This window comes from Paenibacillus sp. FSL K6-2524, assembly GCF_038005525.1.
Classification (GTDB): Bacteria; Bacillota; Bacilli; order Paenibacillales; family Paenibacillaceae; genus Fontibacillus; species Fontibacillus anaericanus.
Genome location: NZ_JBBOSP010000001.1, coordinates 4,726,247 through 4,747,603, shown reverse-complemented (window position 1 = coordinate 4,747,603; position 21,357 = coordinate 4,726,247). Strand labels below are relative to the sequence as shown.

16 protein-coding genes and 1 pseudogene are annotated in these 21,357 nt (G+C 43.6%); 16 read left to right on the top strand and 1 reads right to left on the bottom strand.

Annotated elements, in window-relative coordinates:
- The first annotated feature begins 211 nt into the window (after window positions 1-211).
- From NST85_RS22095 to NST85_RS22020, 16 genes and pseudogenes are all read left to right on the top strand, one after another.
- Window positions 212-613: pseudogene (locus NST85_RS22095) on the top strand (Rrf2 family transcriptional regulator).
- Window positions 614-702: 89 nt separating this feature from the next.
- The gene (locus NST85_RS22090; RefSeq protein WP_341190428.1) at window positions 703-1,608 is read left to right on the top strand and encodes an NAD(P)/FAD-dependent oxidoreductase; all 906 of its coding nucleotides are present in this window, start codon (window positions 703-705) and stop codon (window positions 1,606-1,608) included.
- Window positions 1,609-1,994: 386 nt separating this feature from the next.
- The gene (gene sigK / locus NST85_RS22085; RefSeq protein WP_341190427.1) at window positions 1,995-2,696 is read left to right on the top strand and encodes an RNA polymerase sporulation sigma factor SigK; all 702 of its coding nucleotides are present in this window, start codon (window positions 1,995-1,997) and stop codon (window positions 2,694-2,696) included.
- Between the two features lie 290 nt (window positions 2,697-2,986).
- Window positions 2,987-4,177, top strand: coding sequence for an amino acid deaminase/aldolase (locus NST85_RS22080; RefSeq protein ID WP_341190426.1), 1,191 nt, complete (start codon window positions 2,987-2,989; stop codon window positions 4,175-4,177).
- The gene (locus NST85_RS22075; RefSeq protein WP_341190425.1) at window positions 4,165-5,517 is read left to right on the top strand and encodes a D-arabinono-1,4-lactone oxidase; all 1,353 of its coding nucleotides are present in this window, start codon (window positions 4,165-4,167) and stop codon (window positions 5,515-5,517) included. Before NST85_RS22080 ends, NST85_RS22075 begins: the two co-directional genes overlap by 13 nt.
- A gap of 252 nt (window positions 5,518-5,769) precedes the next feature.
- On the top strand, window positions 5,770-6,495 hold the full coding sequence (locus NST85_RS22070; protein ID WP_341190424.1) for a response regulator transcription factor: 726 nt from the start codon (window positions 5,770-5,772) through the stop codon (window positions 6,493-6,495).
- The gene (locus NST85_RS22065; protein WP_341190423.1) at window positions 6,485-7,567 is read left to right on the top strand and encodes a sensor histidine kinase; all 1,083 of its coding nucleotides are present in this window, start codon (window positions 6,485-6,487) and stop codon (window positions 7,565-7,567) included. The genes NST85_RS22070 and NST85_RS22065 overlap by 11 nt, the downstream gene beginning before the upstream one ends.
- 278 nt (window positions 7,568-7,845) lie before the next feature.
- On the top strand, window positions 7,846-8,721 hold the full coding sequence (locus tag NST85_RS22060; RefSeq protein ID WP_127194510.1) for an ABC transporter ATP-binding protein: 876 nt from the start codon (window positions 7,846-7,848) through the stop codon (window positions 8,719-8,721).
- 1 nt (window position 8,722) lies between these two features.
- Window positions 8,723-10,336 (top strand): hypothetical protein, encoded by a 1,614-nt coding sequence (locus NST85_RS22055; protein WP_341190422.1) that lies wholly within the window; start codon window positions 8,723-8,725, stop codon window positions 10,334-10,336.
- Between the two features lie 100 nt (window positions 10,337-10,436).
- Window positions 10,437-11,687 (top strand): MFS transporter, encoded by a 1,251-nt coding sequence (locus NST85_RS22050; protein WP_341190421.1) that lies wholly within the window; start codon window positions 10,437-10,439, stop codon window positions 11,685-11,687.
- A gap of 4 nt (window positions 11,688-11,691) precedes the next feature.
- Window positions 11,692-12,996, top strand: coding sequence for an alkaline phosphatase family protein (locus NST85_RS22045; RefSeq protein WP_341190420.1), 1,305 nt, complete (start codon window positions 11,692-11,694; stop codon window positions 12,994-12,996).
- A gap of 235 nt (window positions 12,997-13,231) precedes the next feature.
- The gene (locus tag NST85_RS22040) at window positions 13,232-14,089 is read left to right on the top strand and encodes a metallophosphoesterase (protein WP_341190419.1); all 858 of its coding nucleotides are present in this window, start codon (window positions 13,232-13,234) and stop codon (window positions 14,087-14,089) included.
- 104 nt (window positions 14,090-14,193) lie between these two features.
- Window positions 14,194-14,796 carry an AAA family ATPase gene (locus NST85_RS22035; RefSeq protein ID WP_341190418.1) on the top strand — a complete coding sequence of 201 codons (603 nt, stop codon included), beginning with the start codon at window positions 14,194-14,196 and terminating at the stop codon, window positions 14,794-14,796.
- Complete coding sequence (locus NST85_RS22030) at window positions 14,783-15,139, top strand: hypothetical protein (RefSeq protein WP_341190417.1); 357 nt, start codon at window positions 14,783-14,785, stop codon at window positions 15,137-15,139. Before NST85_RS22035 ends, NST85_RS22030 begins: the two co-directional genes overlap by 14 nt.
- A 23-nt stretch (window positions 15,140-15,162) precedes the next feature.
- A complete protein-coding gene (locus NST85_RS22025) occupies window positions 15,163-16,830 on the top strand; it encodes a LuxR C-terminal-related transcriptional regulator (protein ID WP_341190416.1) in 1,668 nt (555 codons plus the stop codon).
- Between the two features lie 190 nt (window positions 16,831-17,020).
- Window positions 17,021-17,965, top strand: a complete 945-nt coding sequence (locus tag NST85_RS22020) for a metallophosphoesterase family protein (RefSeq protein ID WP_341190415.1) — start codon at window positions 17,021-17,023, stop codon at window positions 17,963-17,965.
- 157 nt (window positions 17,966-18,122) lie between these two features.
- On the opposite strand, the gene NST85_RS22015 is transcribed toward NST85_RS22020, so the two are convergent.
- Window positions 18,123-21,242 (bottom strand): glycoside hydrolase family 2 TIM barrel-domain containing protein, encoded by a 3,120-nt coding sequence (locus NST85_RS22015; protein ID WP_341190414.1) that lies wholly within the window; start codon window positions 21,240-21,242, stop codon window positions 18,123-18,125.
- Window positions 21,243-21,357: the final 115 nt, after the last annotated feature.

The following is a 21,357-nucleotide window of genomic DNA, read 5'->3' as shown; positions in this document are numbered from 1 at the left end:
TGAACAACAGGAGATCGTCTATTGACGATCTTTTTTATATCGCATCCGGATCATAAGGTGTAGCAGCAACGCCTTATATGAGGTTTTTTTTAATGCCTCCTAAATGGGAAACTATAGTACTTAGTAGTTATAAAATACAATTAGCTTGACTAAAAATAAATAAGTAGATATAGTAGACTTGTAATGTCTCTAATTGTGGTGAACTATAAAGATGAAATATTCAAAAGCAACGAATTATGCACTTCATACGATGTTATTTCTAGCAGTTGCTACTCCTTAGAAACATGTAGGTGTGCATCAGCTCGCTGAACGTCAAGAGGTTTCTACTACGTATTTGTCCAAAATATTGACTAAGCTTGTTAAGGCTGGAATGGTAGAATCAGTTTCTGGTGCTAATGGTGGGTATAAGTTAAGACCTGATTGGGAGAGTATATCTTTTTTAGATATTATTCAGGCAATTGAAGGTCCTACATCCTTATTTGACTATTGTTTAGATCATAATCCTGAGTGTTTGATAAAAAAGGTTATGATCTCTGCAGAAGAAAGGATGTTGAATGATTTAAAACATCAAAAAATAGTTGATATAGCTAAACAAATGACAGAGGCTCCATAAGCCACGCTTTTTACTCTCATTATAGACATTAAAGAGTATTAAAGTCGTTAATTGGTCGATAACAATTAAAAAGTAAAGGATGGAGAGATATGAATATTTTTGATAGTATTATTGTTGGAGCAGGTCCAGCTGGATTAAGCTCAAGTTTAACTTTAGGAAGAGCTAGAAGGAAAATTGCTGTATTTGACAATGGAACAAATAGGAATAGAGTTACACATGAGTCACATGGTTTTATTACTCGGGATGGCATTATACCACAAGAGTTTAAAGAGATCGGATTAAATGAATTGAATAATTATCCATCTGTATCTTACTTTAATACAACAGTTACTGAAATAACCAAAGATTTTGGTAATGAACTATTTATCGCCAAAACAACGGATGGTCAGGAATTTGTTACAGAAAAGATTATATTAGCCACTGGTATTCAAGAGGTATTTTCTATTCAAAGTGTAAGAAATTATTATGGAAAAAGCCTTTTTAGCTGCCCTTATTGTGATGGCTGGGAGCTAAGGGATAAGCCATTAATTGTAATGGCAGAAACAGAAGAGCATGTACTGCATATGGCTAAATTAATTTATAACTGGTCGAAGGATTTAGTTGTCATAACAAATGGAGTTGAACTATCTAAAGAAGGAGTTCAAGAGTTACAAAAACGCAGTATCAAAATAAAATCGGAGCCGATAAAAAACTTAATAGGTGATGACGGTTATCTACAAAAAATTGAATTTGTATCAGGAGAAACGATCATAAGATCAGGTGGGTTTGTTGTTCCATCTTTTTATCGTCCCAATCAATTTGCTGAGAAGCTTGGGTGTGAAGTACAAGAAAATGGAACAGTTGTAACAGATGGTGTTGGTAGAACATCACAAAAAAATATATATATCGCGGGAGAAACTGAAAAATCCGGACCCTCTTCATTAATGATTTCTGCTGCCGATGGTAATAAAGCTGCATTTTCCGTAAATATTGATTTAACTATGGAACGTTTTTGATTATTGTAATAAAACTATAAGTATGATGAAATTGTTGAATATAAAGCCAAGCCTTAAGGTGATTTTTACCTTAAGGCTTTTTACATGGGGAGTGTAGACTTATCTACATCATTTTGGTTTGTTAGATCCATACTGTTCTTATAAAATTATGGTGACATTGAGGAACTTATTTATAAGAATGTTGTATCGGTGTTTGCTAATCTCAATCGAATAGTTAATTCAGATGAAAAATGAACAAACGAAAAGTAGGTAATATAAAACTAAATACATTTGCTTTGATTTTTCCCGTACATGCACAGATAGGCACCCGCCCACATACAATGAAAAGACCAGAAAAGGTAAAAGTAAAAGGTTGTTGCATTGTTATTCAGCAGGAGGTGTCATCTTTGTCTGGATTAATTACTGCCATTGCGTTATTTATTAAACAATTGACTCTGCTCGTGTCGTATGTGAAGAACAATGCTTTTCCCCAGCCATTGACAGAAGCGGAGGAAACGAAGCACCTGGGGCGGATGGCCGAAGGTGATCCAATCTCTCGCAATTTGCTGATTGAACATAATCTACGGCTGGTGGCGCATATCGTCAAGAAATTCGATAACACAGGCGAAGATATGGAGGACTTAATCTCGATTGGGACGATCGGACTGATCAAGGCCATTGAGAGTTTTCGCCCAAACAAAGGTACGAAACTGGCGACTTTTGCGGCTCGCTGTATTGAGAATGAAATTCTAATGCACCTTCGTTCACTCAAAAAAACACGTAAGGATGTTTCGCTGCACGACCCAATCGGAACGGACAAAGAAGGGAATGAGATTACCCTTATAGATATTCTGGGTACGGAGGCGGATGAAGTTCTTGACCGGGTGCAACTGAAGATGGAGAAGAGTAAAATTTACCGAAATCTCGATATCTTGGACGCACGGGAGCAGGAAGTGATTAAAGGAAGATTCGGGTTGGAGCATGGGGGAGAAGAACGGACCCAACGCGAAATCGCCAAAGAGCTCGGCATATCTCGCTCGTATGTATCTCGGATTGAGAAGCGTGCGCTCATGAAGCTCTATCATGAGTTTTATAAGGCGAAGCGGTGAGATAAATATGTTGTACCTACTCTCCTATGCGATTCCATTTGGAACCATACAGGAGAGTTTTTGTTTATTTCGATGAGAAATCTCTGTTCTATGAAGGAGCGAGTGATAGGACATTTGATACATACATCTGGGAATAAGATCGGGCGGGGTAGTGCTCTCGTAACCCAAGCCAATGGTTAATCCCGTAATTGACTCTTGTGAGAGCCCGAAATAATGGACTATCTCTCTATTGTAAGAATATTAATAGTACAAGAAATTATGTATCTACCCTATAAGGGAGGTCGGGTTAAGTGCGTGATTATCGTTACTATAAAGAAGTTTGCACCGGGATTCCGATGCCATTTGCATTTGTTGATCTGGATATGCTGCAGCAGAATATTCAGAGCGTTCTTCAGCGGGCGAGTGGGAAGAAAATCCGCATTGCGAGTAAATCGATTCGTTCTGTTGATGTGCTCCGGCGCATTCTGCAGGAAAATGCGCAGTTTCAGGGGATCATGTGCTTCACGGTGCCCGAAGCACTCTATCTCGCGGAGCAAGGATTCACTGACTTGCTGCTGGGCTATCCAGCGGTGGACGCACGCCAGCTCGCGTCCGTCGCGATGCATCAGCGTGAAGGGTGCAACATCACGCTGATGGTCGACTGCAGGGCACATGTCGAGCAGGCGGAAGCGGCAGCCGCCAAGTACGGCGTGGTGCTGCCGCTCTGTGTGGACATCGATTTGTCGATAGATGTCCCGGGGTTGCATTTCGGTGTATGGCGCTCACCTATACGCTCCACAGATGCAGCGCTTGACCTCATCAAGCGCATCGCGCAGTCGAAGCATGTCGTGCTCGAGGGGCTCATGGGTTACGAAGCGCAGGTTGCAGGCTTAGGCGACCGTGTGCCGAGGCAGGCTCTGAAGAATGCGTTCGTGCAGTTACTCAAGCGCCGCTCGATCCGTGAAGCCGCTATCCGGCGGGCGGAGCTAGTCGCGGCGATCGAGCGCATGGGCCTTCCTCCACTGCGGTTTGTGAATGCAGGTGGCACGGGCAGTCTTCATACAAGTAGCGTGGAGCCAGTCGTCACCGAAGTCACGGCTGGATCGGGGTTTTATTCGCCCGGTCTATTTGACCACTTCCGGGACTTTACTTTGCTTCCCGCCGCAGGATATGCGATCGAGATCGTGCGTCAGCCGCGCGGTGATCTCTACACCTGCTTAGGCGGTGGGTACACGGCTTCGGGAGCTGGAGGCAGCGACAAACTGCCGCGTCCATACCTACCACAAGGTGCTTCACTCCTTGCAATGGAAGGGGCAGGCGAAGTCCAGACGCCGATTCGCTACAACGGGCCTGAAGAGCTAGAACTCGGCGATCCAATCTTTATGCGTCATAGCAAAGCAGGGGAGTTATGTGAACGATTCACACATCTCTACTACATTTCGAATAACGGTATCGTTGGTGAGACGACGACATATCGTGGGGACGGGCTATGTTATCTATAAATTTGAAGGAGCGAAACACGAAAGAATGGCGAAATTGGTCAGGACTCGTACGTGGATTGCCGAGTAGTATCGTATATCCTGCCAGCATAGAAGAGGTGGTTGAGATTGTTAAGACATGCGCCGCCGAAGGACGGAAACTGCGTGTCGTGGGATCAGGACATTCATTTACGAGGCTAGTCCAGACCGATGATGTATTGGTCTCCTTGGATCAATTGCAGGGTGTGATTGCTGTTGATTCGGAGAAGGGCATTGCTGAAGTGTGGGGCGGAACGAAACTGGACCGACTCGGGGAAGAATTGCATGCCTTTGGCGTTGCGCAAGAGAATCTAGGCGATATTAATGCGCAATCCATTGCAGGAGCGATCAGTACCGGAACACATGGGACGGGAGCGCGGCTCGGGAGCCTCGCAACTCAAGCGGTAGGCTTGACGGTGGTGATAGCGACTGGGGAATTTATCGAATGTTCAGCCGAGCAGGACGAAGAGCTTTTTCGGGCGATGCAGGTGTCACTAGGGATGTTCGGGATTATTGTGAAGGTGAAGCTACGTGTTGTGCCTTCGTATGCGCTTCGCTATACAAGTCGCAAAATACCATTCTCCCAATGCCTTGAGCAGCTGGATCTATTCAAAAAGGAAAACCGTCATTTCGAATTTTACTGGTTCCCTTATACGGATGTCGCTCAAATAAAACTAACCAATAAGACGGATGAGGTCCCCGGAACGCCAAGCCGATGGAGTTATTGGAAAGTCTTGCTGATGGAGAATGCGTTGTTCTGGGTTATGTCGGAGTGCTGTCGCTTCATTCCGCGTCTTTGTAAGTCGATAAGCCGATTATCGGCAGCAGGTGTACCGGATGTACAAGAAGTGGGGTATAGTCACCGCATTTTTGCGACGCCACGGCTCGTTCGGTTTAACGAAATGGAGTACAGCGTACCGGCAGATCGCATGCGAATCGTACTGGAGGAAATACGTAATGCGGTAGATCGGTATCGATTTGCTGTTCATTTTCCAATCGAGTGCCGCTATGTACAGGGAGACGATGTATGGCTCAGTCCGGCGACTGGACGTGATTCTGCCTATATCGCTGTACATATGTATCGGGGGATGGAGTATGCTGATTTTTTTGCCAAAGTAGAGGATATCTGCAGACAGCATGGAGGGAGACCGCACTGGGGCAAGATGCACACGATGCGCGCGGAGCAGCTCCGTTTGGTATATCCGAAATGGGATGCATTTCTTCGTCTTCGACAAGAGCTTGATCCTTCGGGTGTATTCTTGAACCCTTACTTGGTGGAAATGCTGCAACAGAGCGAGCAGGCGCACAAGCTACCGGAAACATAACGAGTTCATGATGATTGGTATATAAAAAGCCTCGAATCCGGTATGGGTTCGAGGCTTGCTTTGAATTATCTAATTCTATTTAATTTAGCGATGGTTCCTAACTATGCTGGGTGTGCTCATGTTTTTTACATGTTATATTCACCGCCCACCAACAGAGGATTTATATGGTAAGATGCAGAATGTGAGGAAAGAGATTTATTTTATCCGAGGCTACTTCCGTTCTACATTATACATATAAAGGCAGGGGTAAGATTGCGTAGCGAGACTATCTTATTGGTTGATGACGAACAAGGTCTATTAATTATGTTGGAAACTCTATTGAAAAAAGAAGGATTCGAACGAGTTGTCACAGTGACTACAGGAAGCGAGGCTTTGCGCCGAGTCGAGGCTACTTCATTTGATCTTATCGTGCTCGACGTAATGCTGCCCGATACGGATGGTTTTGCTTTGTGCCAAGACATCCGCAGGCTTACGTCGGTTCCGATTCTATTCCTGACTGCACGCTCGGGTGATTTGGATAAATTAATGGGGCTCGGCATTGGTGGGGACGACTATATCACCAAGCCCTTCAACCCGCTTGAGGTTGTTGCGAGGGTCCAGACTCATCTACGTCGGCAAAGTCTGTATCAACCACGTGTCCTACATAAATCAAACATTTTTGATTACGGTGTATTTGTTGTGAATAAATCTTCTGCTCAGGTGATGGTCAATGGAACCGATATTCATTGCCCAGCCAAAGAATTCGAGTTACTCGTTTTTCTGTGCGAGAATCCAAACCAGGTGTTCACGGCCCTTCAATTGTATGAGCAAGTATGGGGGAAGGCGCTGATGGGGGATGAGAAAACAGTCGTTATCCATCTATCAAGACTTAGAAAAAAGCTGGAGGCAGATCCGGCTGATCCGAAGCTTATTGTAAATTTGCGGGGTATCGGTTACAAGTTCCTTCCACCGAAGAAAGGATCTGCTCATGAAGGTTAATTTTCGTCTCATCTTTCGTCTTGCAATTCATGTAACCCTAAGTCTGGTTCTTCTAGCCGTGCTCATAAACATAGAGCTTTTTGTTCTAATAGAATGGCTATTGCCCCAGGAGGGGGATAGGCAGGATGCTTTCGTGCTGAACGGCATGCTCCTCCTTATCGTATTCTTTGTGCTATTTCTTGGCTGGACGATAGGGAAGCCGCTATTCTACATCATAGGTTGGATTAATCGGTTGGCCAGTGGTATATACGTGGAGCCAGATCATCATCGCAAAATTTATTCCAGAAACAAAAAAAAGCTAAAGAGACCCTATCACTTATATAAAGAGCTAATTGTTCAATTACATACCTTAGCGGATGTCTTAGAGACAAGCAAGGAGGCTAGAAGCCATAGCGATAACATGCAAAAAGAGTGGATTGCTGGTATTTCCCACGATTTAAAAACCCCGCTCACCTATATTAAAGGGTATTCCTCTATGCTGCTTACCCCTCACTATGAATGGAATACGGAAGAAAAAACGAAGTTTTTGATGGAGATTGAGCATAAAGCCGATCATATGCAAGAGCTCATTGGCGATTTGAATTTATCTTTTCGAATGGATGACCAACAGCTCCCTCTAAATTTGGAACCAACGGACCTCGTTGAATATGTGAAAAGAATAATGGTTGATGTGGCCAATGATCCGAGGGCTGTTGGTTATAACTTGTCTTTTGAAGCCGACGAACCCTATTTGGAGAAGCTGTTGGACATCAAGTTACTTGGGCGGGCGCTAAACAATCTGTTGCTTAACGCCATTTTGCATAATCCAGCCGGGACGAAGGTCCACATCCAAATCACGCGAACTACTCACCTAAACATTAGGATTACCGATGATGGAATTGGGATGGACGAGGAGTCATTGGAAGGTCTTTTCAATAAATATTACCGAGGGACGACTACCGATTCACGCTCGGAGGGGACGGGACTTGGTATGGCGATTGCCAAACAGCTGGTGTTGGCTCATGGAGGAGACATTCGTGTGACTAGCACTGTTAACGTCGGCACAAGTATAACGGTCATGCTCCCGCTGTAAAGTTAGCCTAGAATTCGTCTGTCGTTTACCTGAATGTTACTTTCATCCTCTACAATTTCTCTTATAGTGCGAGTTCAAAAAGGTCGGTTTTCAGCACCAAGAAGCTTGGATGAAGATAGGGACAGAGGAGCGGAACGTACGTAGTGGGTACGTGAGCACCGGAAGGCCCGGCTGAATTCAAGATTCGATGCCGAATCAGCTTCTTGAGACACTTCGTGATCAAAAGCGGACTTTTTGAACAACCTCTTATAGTACGTAGAGAATGAGGGGGAAAGGACATGCAGCTGGAGATTAAACAAGTGAGTAAACAATATAAAGGTGACGTCTGGGCGTTACGGGAAATGAATCTACATATGAAAAAAGGAATAGTGGGCTTGCTAGGTCCAAATGGCGCTGGCAAATCAACACTTATGCGTATTCTTGCGACCATATCGCAACCAACGACTGGAACAGTTACCTGGAATGGGATCGATATTAGGAAAGAACCCGATGAACTGCGGCAGATGCTTGGTTATCTGCCACAGGATTTTGGTGTGTATCCTCACTTAAACCCTATCGAATTTTTGGAATATGCAGCAGCTTTAAAAGGCTTGGGTGGACGCCAGACGAAGAAGCGAATCATGGAGCTTTTGGAGCTTCTGAACTTACATCATGCGCTGAAGCGTTCAATCGGCAGCTTTTCCGGTGGTATGCGCCAACGGATTGGCATTGCTCAGGCTCTTCTTAATGATCCGCGATTGCTGGTTATCGACGAGCCAACTGTTGGACTAGACCCGGAAGAGCGTGTAAGGTTTCGTAGCTTGCTGACAGATTTATCTGGGGATCGAATCATCGTTTTCTCCACACACATCCTATCAGATATTGAAGCGACCGCAGATCAGATTGCTATTCTATCCGAAGGAAGACTGCTGGCTCACTCCGATCCAGCTAGTCTCTTACGCAGTGTTCGAGGAAAGGTCTGGTCCGTGATCATTCCGGATGAAGAGATTCAGAATGCCCGGGCCAAATGGACAATCAGCGGTACAATAAGGCAGGATAATGGCTTGCAGCTTCGTATCGTCTCGGATGTTCCGCCACTACCTGAAGCAATAGAAGCGAATCCCACTCTTGAAGATGCCTATCTCTACATCAGGATGAAGCAGGGGGAGGTCTAGGATGAATGGCATTCGTACGATCTATCATATTGCCCGTGCTGATCTTCTCGAAAGAATCAGACAATATTCCTTTTTAGTCACACTGGGCATCACCATGCTGGTTGCTTATTTCTTCGTACCTCCCGCGGATGCTGGATTCGTAACGCTTTATTTTGACAAATATCGGGGGATCTATAATTCAGCCTGGGTAGGTGGAGCCGTCGCCCTCTCCACGACCTTATTCCTCAGTTTGTTTGGATTCTATTTGGTGAAGAACAGCATTCTAAGGGACGAACGGACCCGAGTCGGGCAAATCATCGCATCGACCTCGGTGAAAAAATTCCACTACTTACTCGGGAAGGCGCTCAGCAACTTCGCTGTTCTATCGATTATCGTATTCTTTATTTTAATCGTCACTCTGATCATGCAGGTGGTAAGGGGAGAGGTGATGCAAGTTGAGCTGTGGCATTTGCTGTCTCCATTTGTATTCATGGCGTTGCCTGTCATGGCTGTCGTTGCTGCCTTAGCCGTGTTGTTCGAAACAAGGCCAGTTCTGCAAGGAGGGCTAGGGAATGTACTCTATTTTTTTCTGTATATAATTATCGGTACTAGCACTAGCTTTTCGGCATTTGGAACGGAAATCATTACGTCAGATATGATGAATGAGGTTGTGTCGATTCACCCGGACTTTACGGGCTCCTATAGTATTGGGATTCTCGTTCTAGAGCAACCACTAGAGCTGTTCGAATGGCAAGGCGTAGAATGGACAGCAGCAATCATGCAACAACGAGCCTTGTATTTCATTCTGGCCTTCTTAGTCATTATGGGGGCAACCTTGTTGTTTCGTGGCTTTAAGGAGGATTCAATTAAGGTAAAGAAAGAGAGTGGAAGCAGTCAGCAGGTAGTTAGGGATCCTGCGGTCGCCGATTTGATCGATAATGATAAGGGGGAATCGTTCCAAAGCATTCAAGTTGCTGATCTTACTCCGGTGAAAGTCCGCAAGTCCTTCCTAGCTTTGGTGTTTGCAGAATGGCGCTTGATGATGAGCGGTGCTTCTATGGTTTGGTTCGGGATAACAAGCATTTTAATCATTCTCTGCATCCTTTTGCCTGCATCATCTGCCTCACAGGGGATGATAGGACCGATAGCTTGGATTTGGCCGCTGATGTTATGGTCGGGCATAGGAAGTCGAGAAGCACGCCATCAGACATATGATCTAGTTGCTTCGACTCCCCGATTCGTCATAAGGCAGTTATCAGCAGTATGGGTTTCCGCTGTCATGCTGACCTGTCTAACAGGGAGCGGCATGGCCATACGGTTCATTTTGGAGGGGAATGTGGAAGCTTTGGCGTATTGGGTGGCGGGTGTCATTTTGATCCCAAGCTTAGCTCTAGCCTCTGGTGTACTGACGAAGACGAATCGAACCTTTGAAGTGCTGTACATGATCATCTGGTATCTGGGTCCATTTAACAAAATGCCTTTTCTCAATTTTATGGGCGAGGTGCGGACAACGGAAGACTCGTGGGTAGCTAGTGTCGGATTGAATGCCTGGAGCATGAGTTTCATTTATATTCTAATCGGTATTGGTGCGCTATTACTTGCCTATATGTCGAGAAAGCGGTGGCAAGCTTTATAAGGATAGTTTGAGTGTCGATATGTAGTTTAACATTAATTTAACACGCCTCTTATGCATAAGTGATATAACAGTAACAACTAGGTGAAAAGGTGGCTGTTAGATGAAACTAAGCAAAGAGGAAAAATCATGGATTTTATATGACTGCGGCAATTCGGCCTATTCCATGGCGGTTACAACTGCTTTACTGCCTATCGTATTTGGGATGTTTTCGAATGTAAACAACAGCATGGATTTGGGGTATTTTAATTCGATTGCAAGTATTCTGGTGGCTATTCTTAGTCCGATTTTAGGGACGATGGCAGATTATAAGGATAAGAAAAAGCGCTTCTTCGTATTTTTCTCTTTGATCGGCGTACTGGCTACAGCTTCACTGGCGTTCGTTGCACCTGCGAGTGGACAGTGGCAGTTATTGATTGTATTCTATATCCTGTCAGTCATAGGTTTTGCTGGAGCTAATATTTTTTATGACTCCTTTCTCGTGGATATAACCACTGATGAAAGGATGGATAAGGTATCCTCAAAAGGTTTTGCTTTTGGATATATCGCCAGCGTCATTCCATTTGGTATCAGTCTACTATTGATTCTGTTTATGGGGATGGATAAATCGATCGGTTATCAGATTGGATTTATAATTACTGCCCTTTGGTGGGGATTGTTGACCATGCCTATGATCAAGGATGTGCAGCAGAGATATTACATTGAACCTGAACCAAAACCGATTATTAATAGCTTTAAAAGATTGGGAGACACATTCAAGAATGTCAGACAACATAAAGTAGTATTTGTTTTTTTAATTGCCTACTTTCTCTATATAGATGGGGTAGATACGATCATTAAAATGGTGGTTCCATATGCCACATCAGTTTTGGGTACGGATGCCTTGGACACCTTTAGCTTACTGGGAATTTTATTAGTCATCCAGATCGTTGCTTTTCCTTGTGCAATCCTTTACGGTAATCTCGCCAAAAAATATTCAGCTAGAACGATGATCATCGTGGGCATTTTTACATACATCATTTCCTGTATCGCTGCTTATTTTATCACTTCAGTTTGGCATATATTTATTCTGGGTGTATTAATTGGATCTGCTCAGGGCGGAATTCAAGCGCTCAGTAGATCTTATTATGCGAAGATTATTCCTAAAGAAAATTCGAATGAATTCTTTGGCTTCTACAATATCTTTGGCAAGTTCGCGGCGATTGTTGGTCCTGCTGTGATGTCTTTAACAACAACCTTAACAGGCAATGCAAAATTTAGTATTTTAGCAATTATTCCACTATTTATCGCTGGATTTTTCGTATTTATAACTTTACCTAAAGAGCAGCCTGAACTTGAGATAGACAAGGGGTAACCTTATGAAATCAATTACAGAACAAACGGCAATGGCCAAACATCTGATCGTCATCTCATACGATGCCTTTTCAGAAGACCAATGGGAAATGGCAAGCCGTCTTCCAAACTTATCGAAATTAATTAAAAACGGAGCGCATAGCAATAAATTGAAAAGTGTGTATCCCACGCTCACTTATGTGGTGCACACTACAATAGCAACCGGTGTATATCCGGATAAACATGGCATACATCACAATAATCCGCTTCAGCCGTTTGTTAAGGAAGAGGAGCAAAGCTGGTTCTGGTTTAGAAATGATATAAAGGTGCCCACGATTTACGATGCTGCGCGCGAACATAACCTGAGCACAGCCGGAATCCTATGGCCGGTATCCGGTAAATCCTCAATCAAATACAATATACCTGAAATCAGAGCCATAAATAACGAAAATCAGGCACTGAAGATATTGAAAAGTGGTAGTCCCTTATACTGTATCGAGATGGAGCTGAAATACGGACGGGTTCGAAAAGGGATTGAGCAGCCCTTTCTGGATGACTTCACAACCAAGTGTGCTATAGAAACGATTAAGCGCAAAAAACCTAATCTGCTCATGATGCATATGATTGATCTGGATGATACCAAGCACGCTTATGGGACTGACAGCGACGAAGTAATGCAGGTAGTCACACGTATGGATAAAAGGCTTGGCGATATTATGCAGGCAGTCGATGAAGCAGGTATAAAAGATGATACAATTTTTTTGGTTTTGGGGGATCATGGACAGTTCAATGTTAGATACAAAGTACATTTGAACAACCTTCTGCAGGAAAAAGGTCTGATCTATGAAGACAACGGCGAAATGAAGTGGAGAGCTTATTTTCAGTGTGGGGGCGGATCGGCTTACCTGCATATCAAACAGGGTGATGAAGAAGCTGAACAATCAGCATTAGCTGTTATTGGTGATTATATGAAAGATGACTCTTTTGGAATAGAAAAAATATATGCTAGAGATGAACTGAATCATTTTCATGTGGGCCAAACCACAAAGTTTATGCTTGAAGCTAAGCGAGGTTATTGTTTCGATGAGAGCATGGATGAACCAACGATTGTCGATTTGGACAAGCAAGACGTTAAATATGCGACTCATGGCTATTCTCCCGATAAAGACGATTATAGATGTAACGTGGTTGTCTCCGGAGATAAAGTTAAAAATGACTATCACATCGGGGATATTGAAATGGTAGATATAGCCCCTACGATGGCAAAAATTTTAGGGATTGATTTTAATCATTGTGACGGAAAGCCTTTAGATGAGATTTTCATTTACTAAAGCAAGTTGTGCGAAATCATAGTTACTAGCGCTAAACTTGGTTTACTAAATAACGCGCTGACGAGAGGAGATAACCATTCTCTCGTCAGCGCGTTATTTGTTTACCTTGAAGGAGGCGAAGGGTCTATTGTTCTCGATTAATCTACATTCTCTCGGAGAGGTCCAAGAGTTACCCAACTGTATCGAATATAAATAACACTAGGTGTACTTAATCTATTACAAAGAGGTGGTTCATGTGAAAAGGCAGGTAGCTAATGGGAGGAAGCGGGGCCTTCTAGCGAGACTTAAATCTCAACTTCAACCCAAACGTAAACCCAAACGTAGCTTGAGTCCGAAAGTAACAGCCAAGACCATCGGATTTGCGGTTATTGGTGATAGTCATGTGGGGTATGGCAACAGTTCAAGCATCTTTAGAAACCTTCTGCCCAAAGCTGTGAGCAGCGGGAACAAAAAGTTTGTTATTTTTGGGGGGGATAACACACAAGCGGGAGCTAATCATGGGAATAACGCAGATGCCTACTACAAGGATTTTAAGGATACGGTTACAAGCACGCTTGGGAGCATCCCCTATAAAGCATCCATAGGCAATTGGGAGGCAAGTACTCAGCCCTTATTCACAAAATATTTAGGAGCTGTTGCTGGACAAATGAATTTTCCGGGAACTCAGGCTAAGGTGAAGTATGTATGGCTTGATTGTGCACTTGGAAAGTTCACTCCAGCTAGTATAAGCTTGTTGAAAAATTTGGATGATCAGCATTATTATATTATTGATTTCCATTGGCCTTTGAAAGTGAGTGGGATTACGGTTGATCCTAGTCATGTGTTAAGCGGGGCGGAGACTAGTAAGTTTTTTGCGGCAATTCCTGTAAAAGTGAGAGATAAGGTGCTGGCCATTTTTACTCATCATGGGCATAAGTTTTACCGGAAGTTGAATAACATTTATCCTGGTTACACCAAGACTAAATTTTTTGTGTGTGGATGTTCTGGTGATTATAAATGCAAGCCAAATGGTGATCGGGGCTATTACAATGCCACATTGACTATCAATGGGGCTATGTTCAATGTCGATGCATATAAGGTGCAGGTCCCGTAATGAAATAGGAAATTTTAAAATAGGACAAATCACAAAGGAATTTGGCAAAAAATGCCGAATCATTCATAGGGATGTACCTTTTTTCATAGAAAGAAGGTTAATTTATGGATAATAATCGACAATTAAATATGGATAAAGTTGTTCATATGAGACCACCTATCTTAACTTCCAAGATTTCAATTCCATCGGTTAACAGTCATTATGTGCCAAGACCTCGTTTAATGGAGCAGCTTGATGAAAGTGTGAGGTACAGGCTGACACTCGTTACTGCTCCAGCGGGATCTGGCAAGACAACTCTTGTTAGTAGTTGGGTCACACAGTGTAATATCAAAGCATGTTGGGTTTCCTTGGAATCCGTAGATAATGATTTTAACCGATTCTGGAATTATATAGCATCTGCGGTTGATAAGTATTCACCTGGTTTTGCAAGAAGGGTAGATTACATTTATCAATCCTCCCGCAGTGCATCTGTGGAAGCAATGGTTTCGTTTATGTTGCATGAATTGAATGAACTATCGCATGAACTGGTTCTCATACTAGACGATTATCATGTGATTGAGAATTCAGATATTCATGATAGTATTTGCTTTCTTCTTGAACATCTCCCCCCCACATCTTCATCTGATCTTGATGAGCAGGTATCTTCTTCCTGCATCATTTCCATTATCACGCTTAAGAGTCCGTTCGCAATTGATGCAGCTAGATAGCTTGGATTTACGGTTCACAAGGAATGAGATTATAGCACTAGAACACAAGTCATTGGATCGCGCGCTCTCATCAGAAGATCTTGCTTTATTGGAAGAGAAGACGGAGGGATGGGCAGCAGGTCTGATCCTTGCTTTCCTCTCCATGTCGGGGAGAATTGATCATTCCTCCTTTATAGAGTCGTTCACTGGTAATCATCGCTATGTGCTTGACTACTTAATGGATGAAGTGCTGCTAAGGCAATCGGAACAGCTTCAGTCTTTATTATTACAAACTTCTATATTGGATCGGTTTAGTGCGTTGCTTGCTGAAGCAGTTACAGGAAACCCTCATTCATCGAATTAGTTCATATTCTTGAGAGCTCCCAAATGTTTCTCATACCACTGGATGATACGCGGGTCTGGTATCGGTATCATCATCTTTTTGCTGATATGTTGAGGGAACGATTACAACATAAATGTAACGCTGAGGAAATCTCTGAGTTGCATCGTAGAGCCTATCAATGGTATGAGAGCCAAGGACTGTTTATAGAAGCGATCCAACATGCGCTAAATAGCGGTGACCATGATATAGCGGCGCATATGATGGAACGGAATTTCTCAGCGATCATCACACAAGGAGAAGAATCGAGGCTTAAGCTATGGCTGGAGCAGACTCCGCTAGTGAACATTATTCGTCGTCCTGATTTATTTTATTTTCAGGTGGGAACCATGGCAAGAATGGGTCATAGTGCAGATGCTAGACGTTTCTTAGAACGTGTGGAACAGATTCTTACTGTGGAGGCATCTAGTTTTGCTCCCGAGGTAAAGACGGAAGTCCAGATGCGAATGGGGCTATATGGTGCATCACTCGATTTCTACCAGGGAAATGTAGATTCGTTTATCCAAGCAATGGATATCAACCGAGAGGGATTATTGCGGTTTCCTTCGATTGTACATGTTGTTAATTTGGGTGAAGCACTGCTGTATCGCGGACCGATTGGATTTGGCGGGAGATTGAAGAAAATGGCTTATTTGATCTCACTGGTCTCAACTTCCGATGAACGAAGAGCTATCATTCATGCTACGCTACAAGGACATGGGTTTGTGTTTCTAGCCAATCTGAATTACGAATGGAATCGGTTAGATGAAGCGAGAATCGCACTGGACCAAGGTTTGTCTGCAAATGTTATCGAGCCTAATCTGGGTGTGATGACTCCAGGGTACATACTGCAATCCAAGATCTATCAGGCTGAAGGTCATCTAATGGAAGCAGAGCAGACGATAATAGGGGCCATAAGTGAAATGGAGGCTATTCATTCGCCGTATTGGCAGTTGTTACTTGAGGCAAGGCTTATCCGGATCAAGCTGACAAGAGGAGACGTGGAGGCAGGTTTAGTGTGGATTCGCTTACGTCATCTACAGGTACAAGACAAAAGTAGCGTTCAAAGAGAGTACGAACATGTGACACTCGCGCGTGTCTTAATGGCTAATCATCAGGAAGAAGAAGCTATTCGGTGGTTAACCGTGCTATTAAGCGAGGCCAAGCTGGCGGATCGTCTAGGCAGCCAGATCGAAATTCTGCTCCTGATTGGACTGTCTCATTATGCTCTGAGGCAGCATTCACTCGCAGTTGAACGAATAGATCAGGCTTTAAAGCTAGCGGAGTCAGAAGGATATGTCCGTATTTTCCTAGACGAAGGCAAACCACTGCTACGCTTGTTAAGCTGGTGGTTGAAGGAGAAGCGATTAGATGAGGAAGAGTTAAGCCTCTACGTGGAACGTCTGCTTCAAGCGTTCAGCTTGACTACCTCGAGTGTAAGACAGAAGCGAGCGGCTGGTCGCAAAGATGACAATATAGCTTTGGTTTCTTTGACCGAGCGGGAGAAGCAGATTATGCTCTTGATCACGGAAGGACGATCGAACAGTGAAATTGCCGAACAACTCTTTATTGCTCCAGGGACGGTCAAACGCTATGTACATAACCTTTATCAGAAACTAGAAGTTAGTAGTCGTGTGCAAGCTGTGGCAAGAATGAAAGAGTTATTAACCGAATAATAGTGTGCGAGTTAGAGCACTGCTTTCGAGCGGTTCTTTTTTTGCGTGAGAACCCTATAGCCACCGTGGCACAATGCACGTACAATAATCAGGAGTGGACCAATGAGGCTTCTCATTCTAACCGTTACAAATTCGGGTTCTAGCCTTTGATCCATGATAACTCATTCTACTATGTTGGAGCGTGAAGTAATTGAACAGACTATTAAACTTTAATCGCAATGGTAGATTTAAAATAGTACAGTTTTCTGATACTGAGTACATGGATGAAGCAGGTAAACTTAACGAACGAACTGCAAAGATGATGTCAGATGTGATCCTTGCTGAGCAACCCGACCTTGTTGTGTTTGCAGGCGATGTTATTGGGAGCTTAGGCTGTAAGGACCCCGAAGTGTCATTCCGAAATGTAGTAGCAACTACTGAAGAGCTTAAAGTCCCATGGGTTGCTATATTCGGTAATCATGACTCAGAAGGGGGTATAAGCAGAGAACGTTTGATGGATATACAATTAAGTCATGCCTATTGTGTCGCTGAACGTACTGCAGAACATGTCAGCGGTGTAGGAAATTATATATTAAAGTTGTTGGATAGCAGTGGTGATAGATCAGCAGCAGCCCTATACTTTTTGGATAGTGGTAGCTATTCACCTCTCCCTCATGTTAATGGATATGATTGGATCCATAGAGATCAAATAGATTGGTACGTATCTCAATCGATGGACCTCAAGGATGATAATGGCGGGCTACCTGTTCCTGCACTAGCGTTCTTACATATTCCTTTACCTGAGTATCAAGAAGTGTGGAACACAGCCGTTTGTTATGGGGAAAAGAGAGATGAGGTTAGCTCCCCTCGCGTGAACAGCGGTCTCTTTACCGCAATGGTTGAGATGGGTGATGTCATGGGAACCTTTGCTGGGCATGATCATGGCAATGATTACTGGGGGGAGTTACATGGAATTCGTCTTTGTTATGGAAGATCATCGAGCTATATACTATGGGATTCGGACATTCCTATCGGTGCAAGAGTGATTGAACTGCAGGAGGGATCGAGAGCGTTCGAGTCTTGGTTACATCTAAGTGACGGAACGATCATACAAGAGCAACCTGCGCATTTACCTGTAGAGAGTAACCATCCGTAATCTATAAGAGTTAGGATTTGTGATCAAATTAAAAGAGTAGCCACAAGTGAACTGCATCTCCATTGTTAGAAAAGTCTAACAGATTGGCTGCAGCTCAAACTTGTGGCTATTCTTGTGGCTGTGCTTTTATCTAACCATTGCGCGAGATATTTATTGTTTAAATGGTGCGAAACGTAAAGTCGAATCCATAAGTTTTATCTGCTGGTAGGGTGAACTCTTCATGCGTTGGTGCATTCCAGCTATCGTCTCCACCTACACCCATTTGTTTGTAGTTCACTCTTACTACCGTTTTATTACTAGCAGGCAGTTTATATACATGATCGTGAGCTTCTAGTTCCTCTGGTGTCCATGGAAGGGCATTAAGTTCTAGTACTGGGTCACCTTCGATATGGATGCCAGATCCATTCGTCCCTTGAGTGATGCTAGCATAACGAACATCCGTCTTGTTGCCGCACTCTTGAGGCCGGATGTAAGGAACAAATTGATCTTGGATACGCCCAGAGAAATAACCAAGACGTGCTCCTGTTTTGCGATCCCAGTAGTTTTCATGAGGACCACGCCCATACCACGATACGGTGTTGAGCGAATCTTTTAACACAAATAACATCCCGATCTCGGGGATTTCAGGCAATCCTTTACCTGGTGAAAACTCTTCAAATACGTTGATGGATCCATTACTACCGACTTTGTACTCCAATGTAAGCGAGGAAACAGGCTCGGTATGCAATGAGTACTCGGCACGAACGATAACATCATCACTATCTTTATGCCATTCAAACGAGTTGAGTGTGCTCGTATCCCATACCGTTCTCCAAACAGCGCAACGTTCGTTAAGCTTGTTACCCAAATCGTTATCCGTAACAGCACGCCAGAAGTTTGGACGTACGGGTTCAAGTAGAAGCTCTTCGCCTGCGTTCTGAATTGAGGATAGACAGCCGTTTGACTTATTGAATTGTAAGGAGACATCTGCAACCTGAACGATCAACTGATCTGCCTGCTCCTTCACAAGAACACTGTCACTGCTTGTTGTCTGGGCAGGGAGAGCCTCATGCCTAGAATTAGGAAGGACGAATTGTTCCCAGGCCAATTCATGACCCACTTCTGCCCAAAGAGTAGGCTCTTTAAGTACCATACTGAGCGTTAGAACATACTCACCGTCTGGTGTCGATTCATTAACATGAACGAAAGGAACAGTAATTTCAGCAACATCTCCTGCTGGTACAGCAAGATCTATCCCGCCAGTTTGGACTATTTGCCCATTGCAGGCTACTTCCCACTTTAGATCATACTCTGCTAGATCCGTGAATAGATTCCGGTTAGTTACCCGGATATGTCCACTGTCTATATCAACTGCTTCGAACTTGACGTTCTGGTAGCATTTCTTCACTTCATAAAGCTTCGGAGATACGGTGTGGTCAGCAAATATTAAGCCATTTCCGCAAAAATTCCCGTCATGAGGTGATTCACCGAAGTCTCCCCCGTAAGCCATTTGTACAGTTCCGTCGGCTTGCTCAATACGAATGGCTTGATCGATCCAGTCCCAAATAAACGCACCTTGTAAAATATTATATTTCTCAAAGAGCTCCCAATACAGATGCAGGCCACCACAAGAGTTACCCATGGCATGACTATACTCGCATATAATGTAAGGTTTTTTTGGGTCATTTAGGGCATATTTCTCCACATCAACCGGTTTGACGTACATCGTACTTTCGATATCAGAGGCTGCACTGCTTTCGCGATAATGGAATTGACCTTCGTAATGGACAAGCCGGGTAGGGTCCTCCTGCTTAAGGAAATCATACATAGCGATAAAATTGTCGCCACCAAACGATTCGTTGCCGAGTGACCAGATGATAATCGAAGGGTGGTTTTTGTCCCGCTGAAACATTGAATTACACCGGTCTAATACATTGTCGCGCCATTCTGGTTTACTACCAGGAACTGTGTGCTCACCTAGCTCTTTCTGTCCATAACTCCATGATCCATGCGTTTCCAAGTTCGTCTCATCAATGACATAAAGTCCATATTCATCACACAGTTCATACCAGGTTGTTTGATTCGGGTAATGTGAAGTTCGAACGGCATTGATGTTGTGAGCCTTCATTAATTGTATGTCTTGTATCATGTCATCCGCGCTAATCGCTCTGCCCGTATCACATGAAAATTCATGGCGATTAACGCCTTTAAAAACAATCCGTTGCCCATTGATCTTCATTAACCCGTCTTTCAGTTCAAACTTCCGGAAACCCACACAGCAGCGAACTACTTCGAGAAGATCACCATTGTCATTACGCAGTGACAGGATTAAGGTATACAGATTTGGTTGTTCGGCACTCCATTTTAACGGATCTAAGACAGATGCTGACAGGCTAAAAGTTTGGTTTGAGGCGCCATTAAAGTTAATCTTTTGTGAAAGTGGCTTATCGAACACCGGGTCCTGATTGTGATCATAGAGTTCGGCATCTACATGGATTGCTTCCGTTGTTCTTGCGAAATAATCTTTGAGCTTCACATCTAGTTGCAGTTCAGCATGTCGGTATTGATCATCTAGTTCGGTTCGAACAAAGAAATCATAGATGTGTGTCTCAGGTGCTGTATATAAATACACATCTCTAAAAATACCGCTAAGACGCCAGAAATCCTGATCCTCCAGCCAGCTTGCATCACACCATTTGTAGACTTCAACCGCTAACTTATTCTCTCCTGGGGTAAGATAAGGAGTTATATCGAATTCAGCTGGAGTAAATGTATCTTCGCTGTAACCGACTAAGTCGCCGTTGACCCAAACATAGAAAGCGGATTCGACACCTTGAAAACTAATGAATACGGGTTTTTCTGCCCATCCTTCTGGAACAGTGAAGGTCCGTACATAAGAGCCTACCGGATTGTATTTGGAAGGAGCAAATGGCGGCTTCAGCTCGGGTTCTCGCTCACTCCACGGGTGGTTCACATTTGTGTATTGTGGATAATCGTAGCCATGTAATTGCCAATGGGAAGGGACGGTTAGTTCAGCCCAAGAACTGCAGTCATAGTCTTGTTCATAAAACGAACGAATGCGTTTATCTGGGGTATCTGCATAGGCGAATTTCCATAGACCATTTAATGACAAATAGTTAGACGAAGCTTTAAAGTCTCCAATGAATGCTTCCTCTTTGGTATCAAAGGGGATCCAAGTGGCGTGTGCTTCCATTCGGTTAACCTGAAATAATTCTGGGTTATTATCCCACTCGGGATATCCATTAGCTGGGGGTATATAAACAAGCTTTTGTCGCATTGAATGCACTCCTGCTCTATAATGTAATTGTGTTATATTCACATTATAAAGAACTATTTTTGCTAAAGAAATGCAACAATTTTCAATTGACTATCACAATATGAAACGGAGTTCT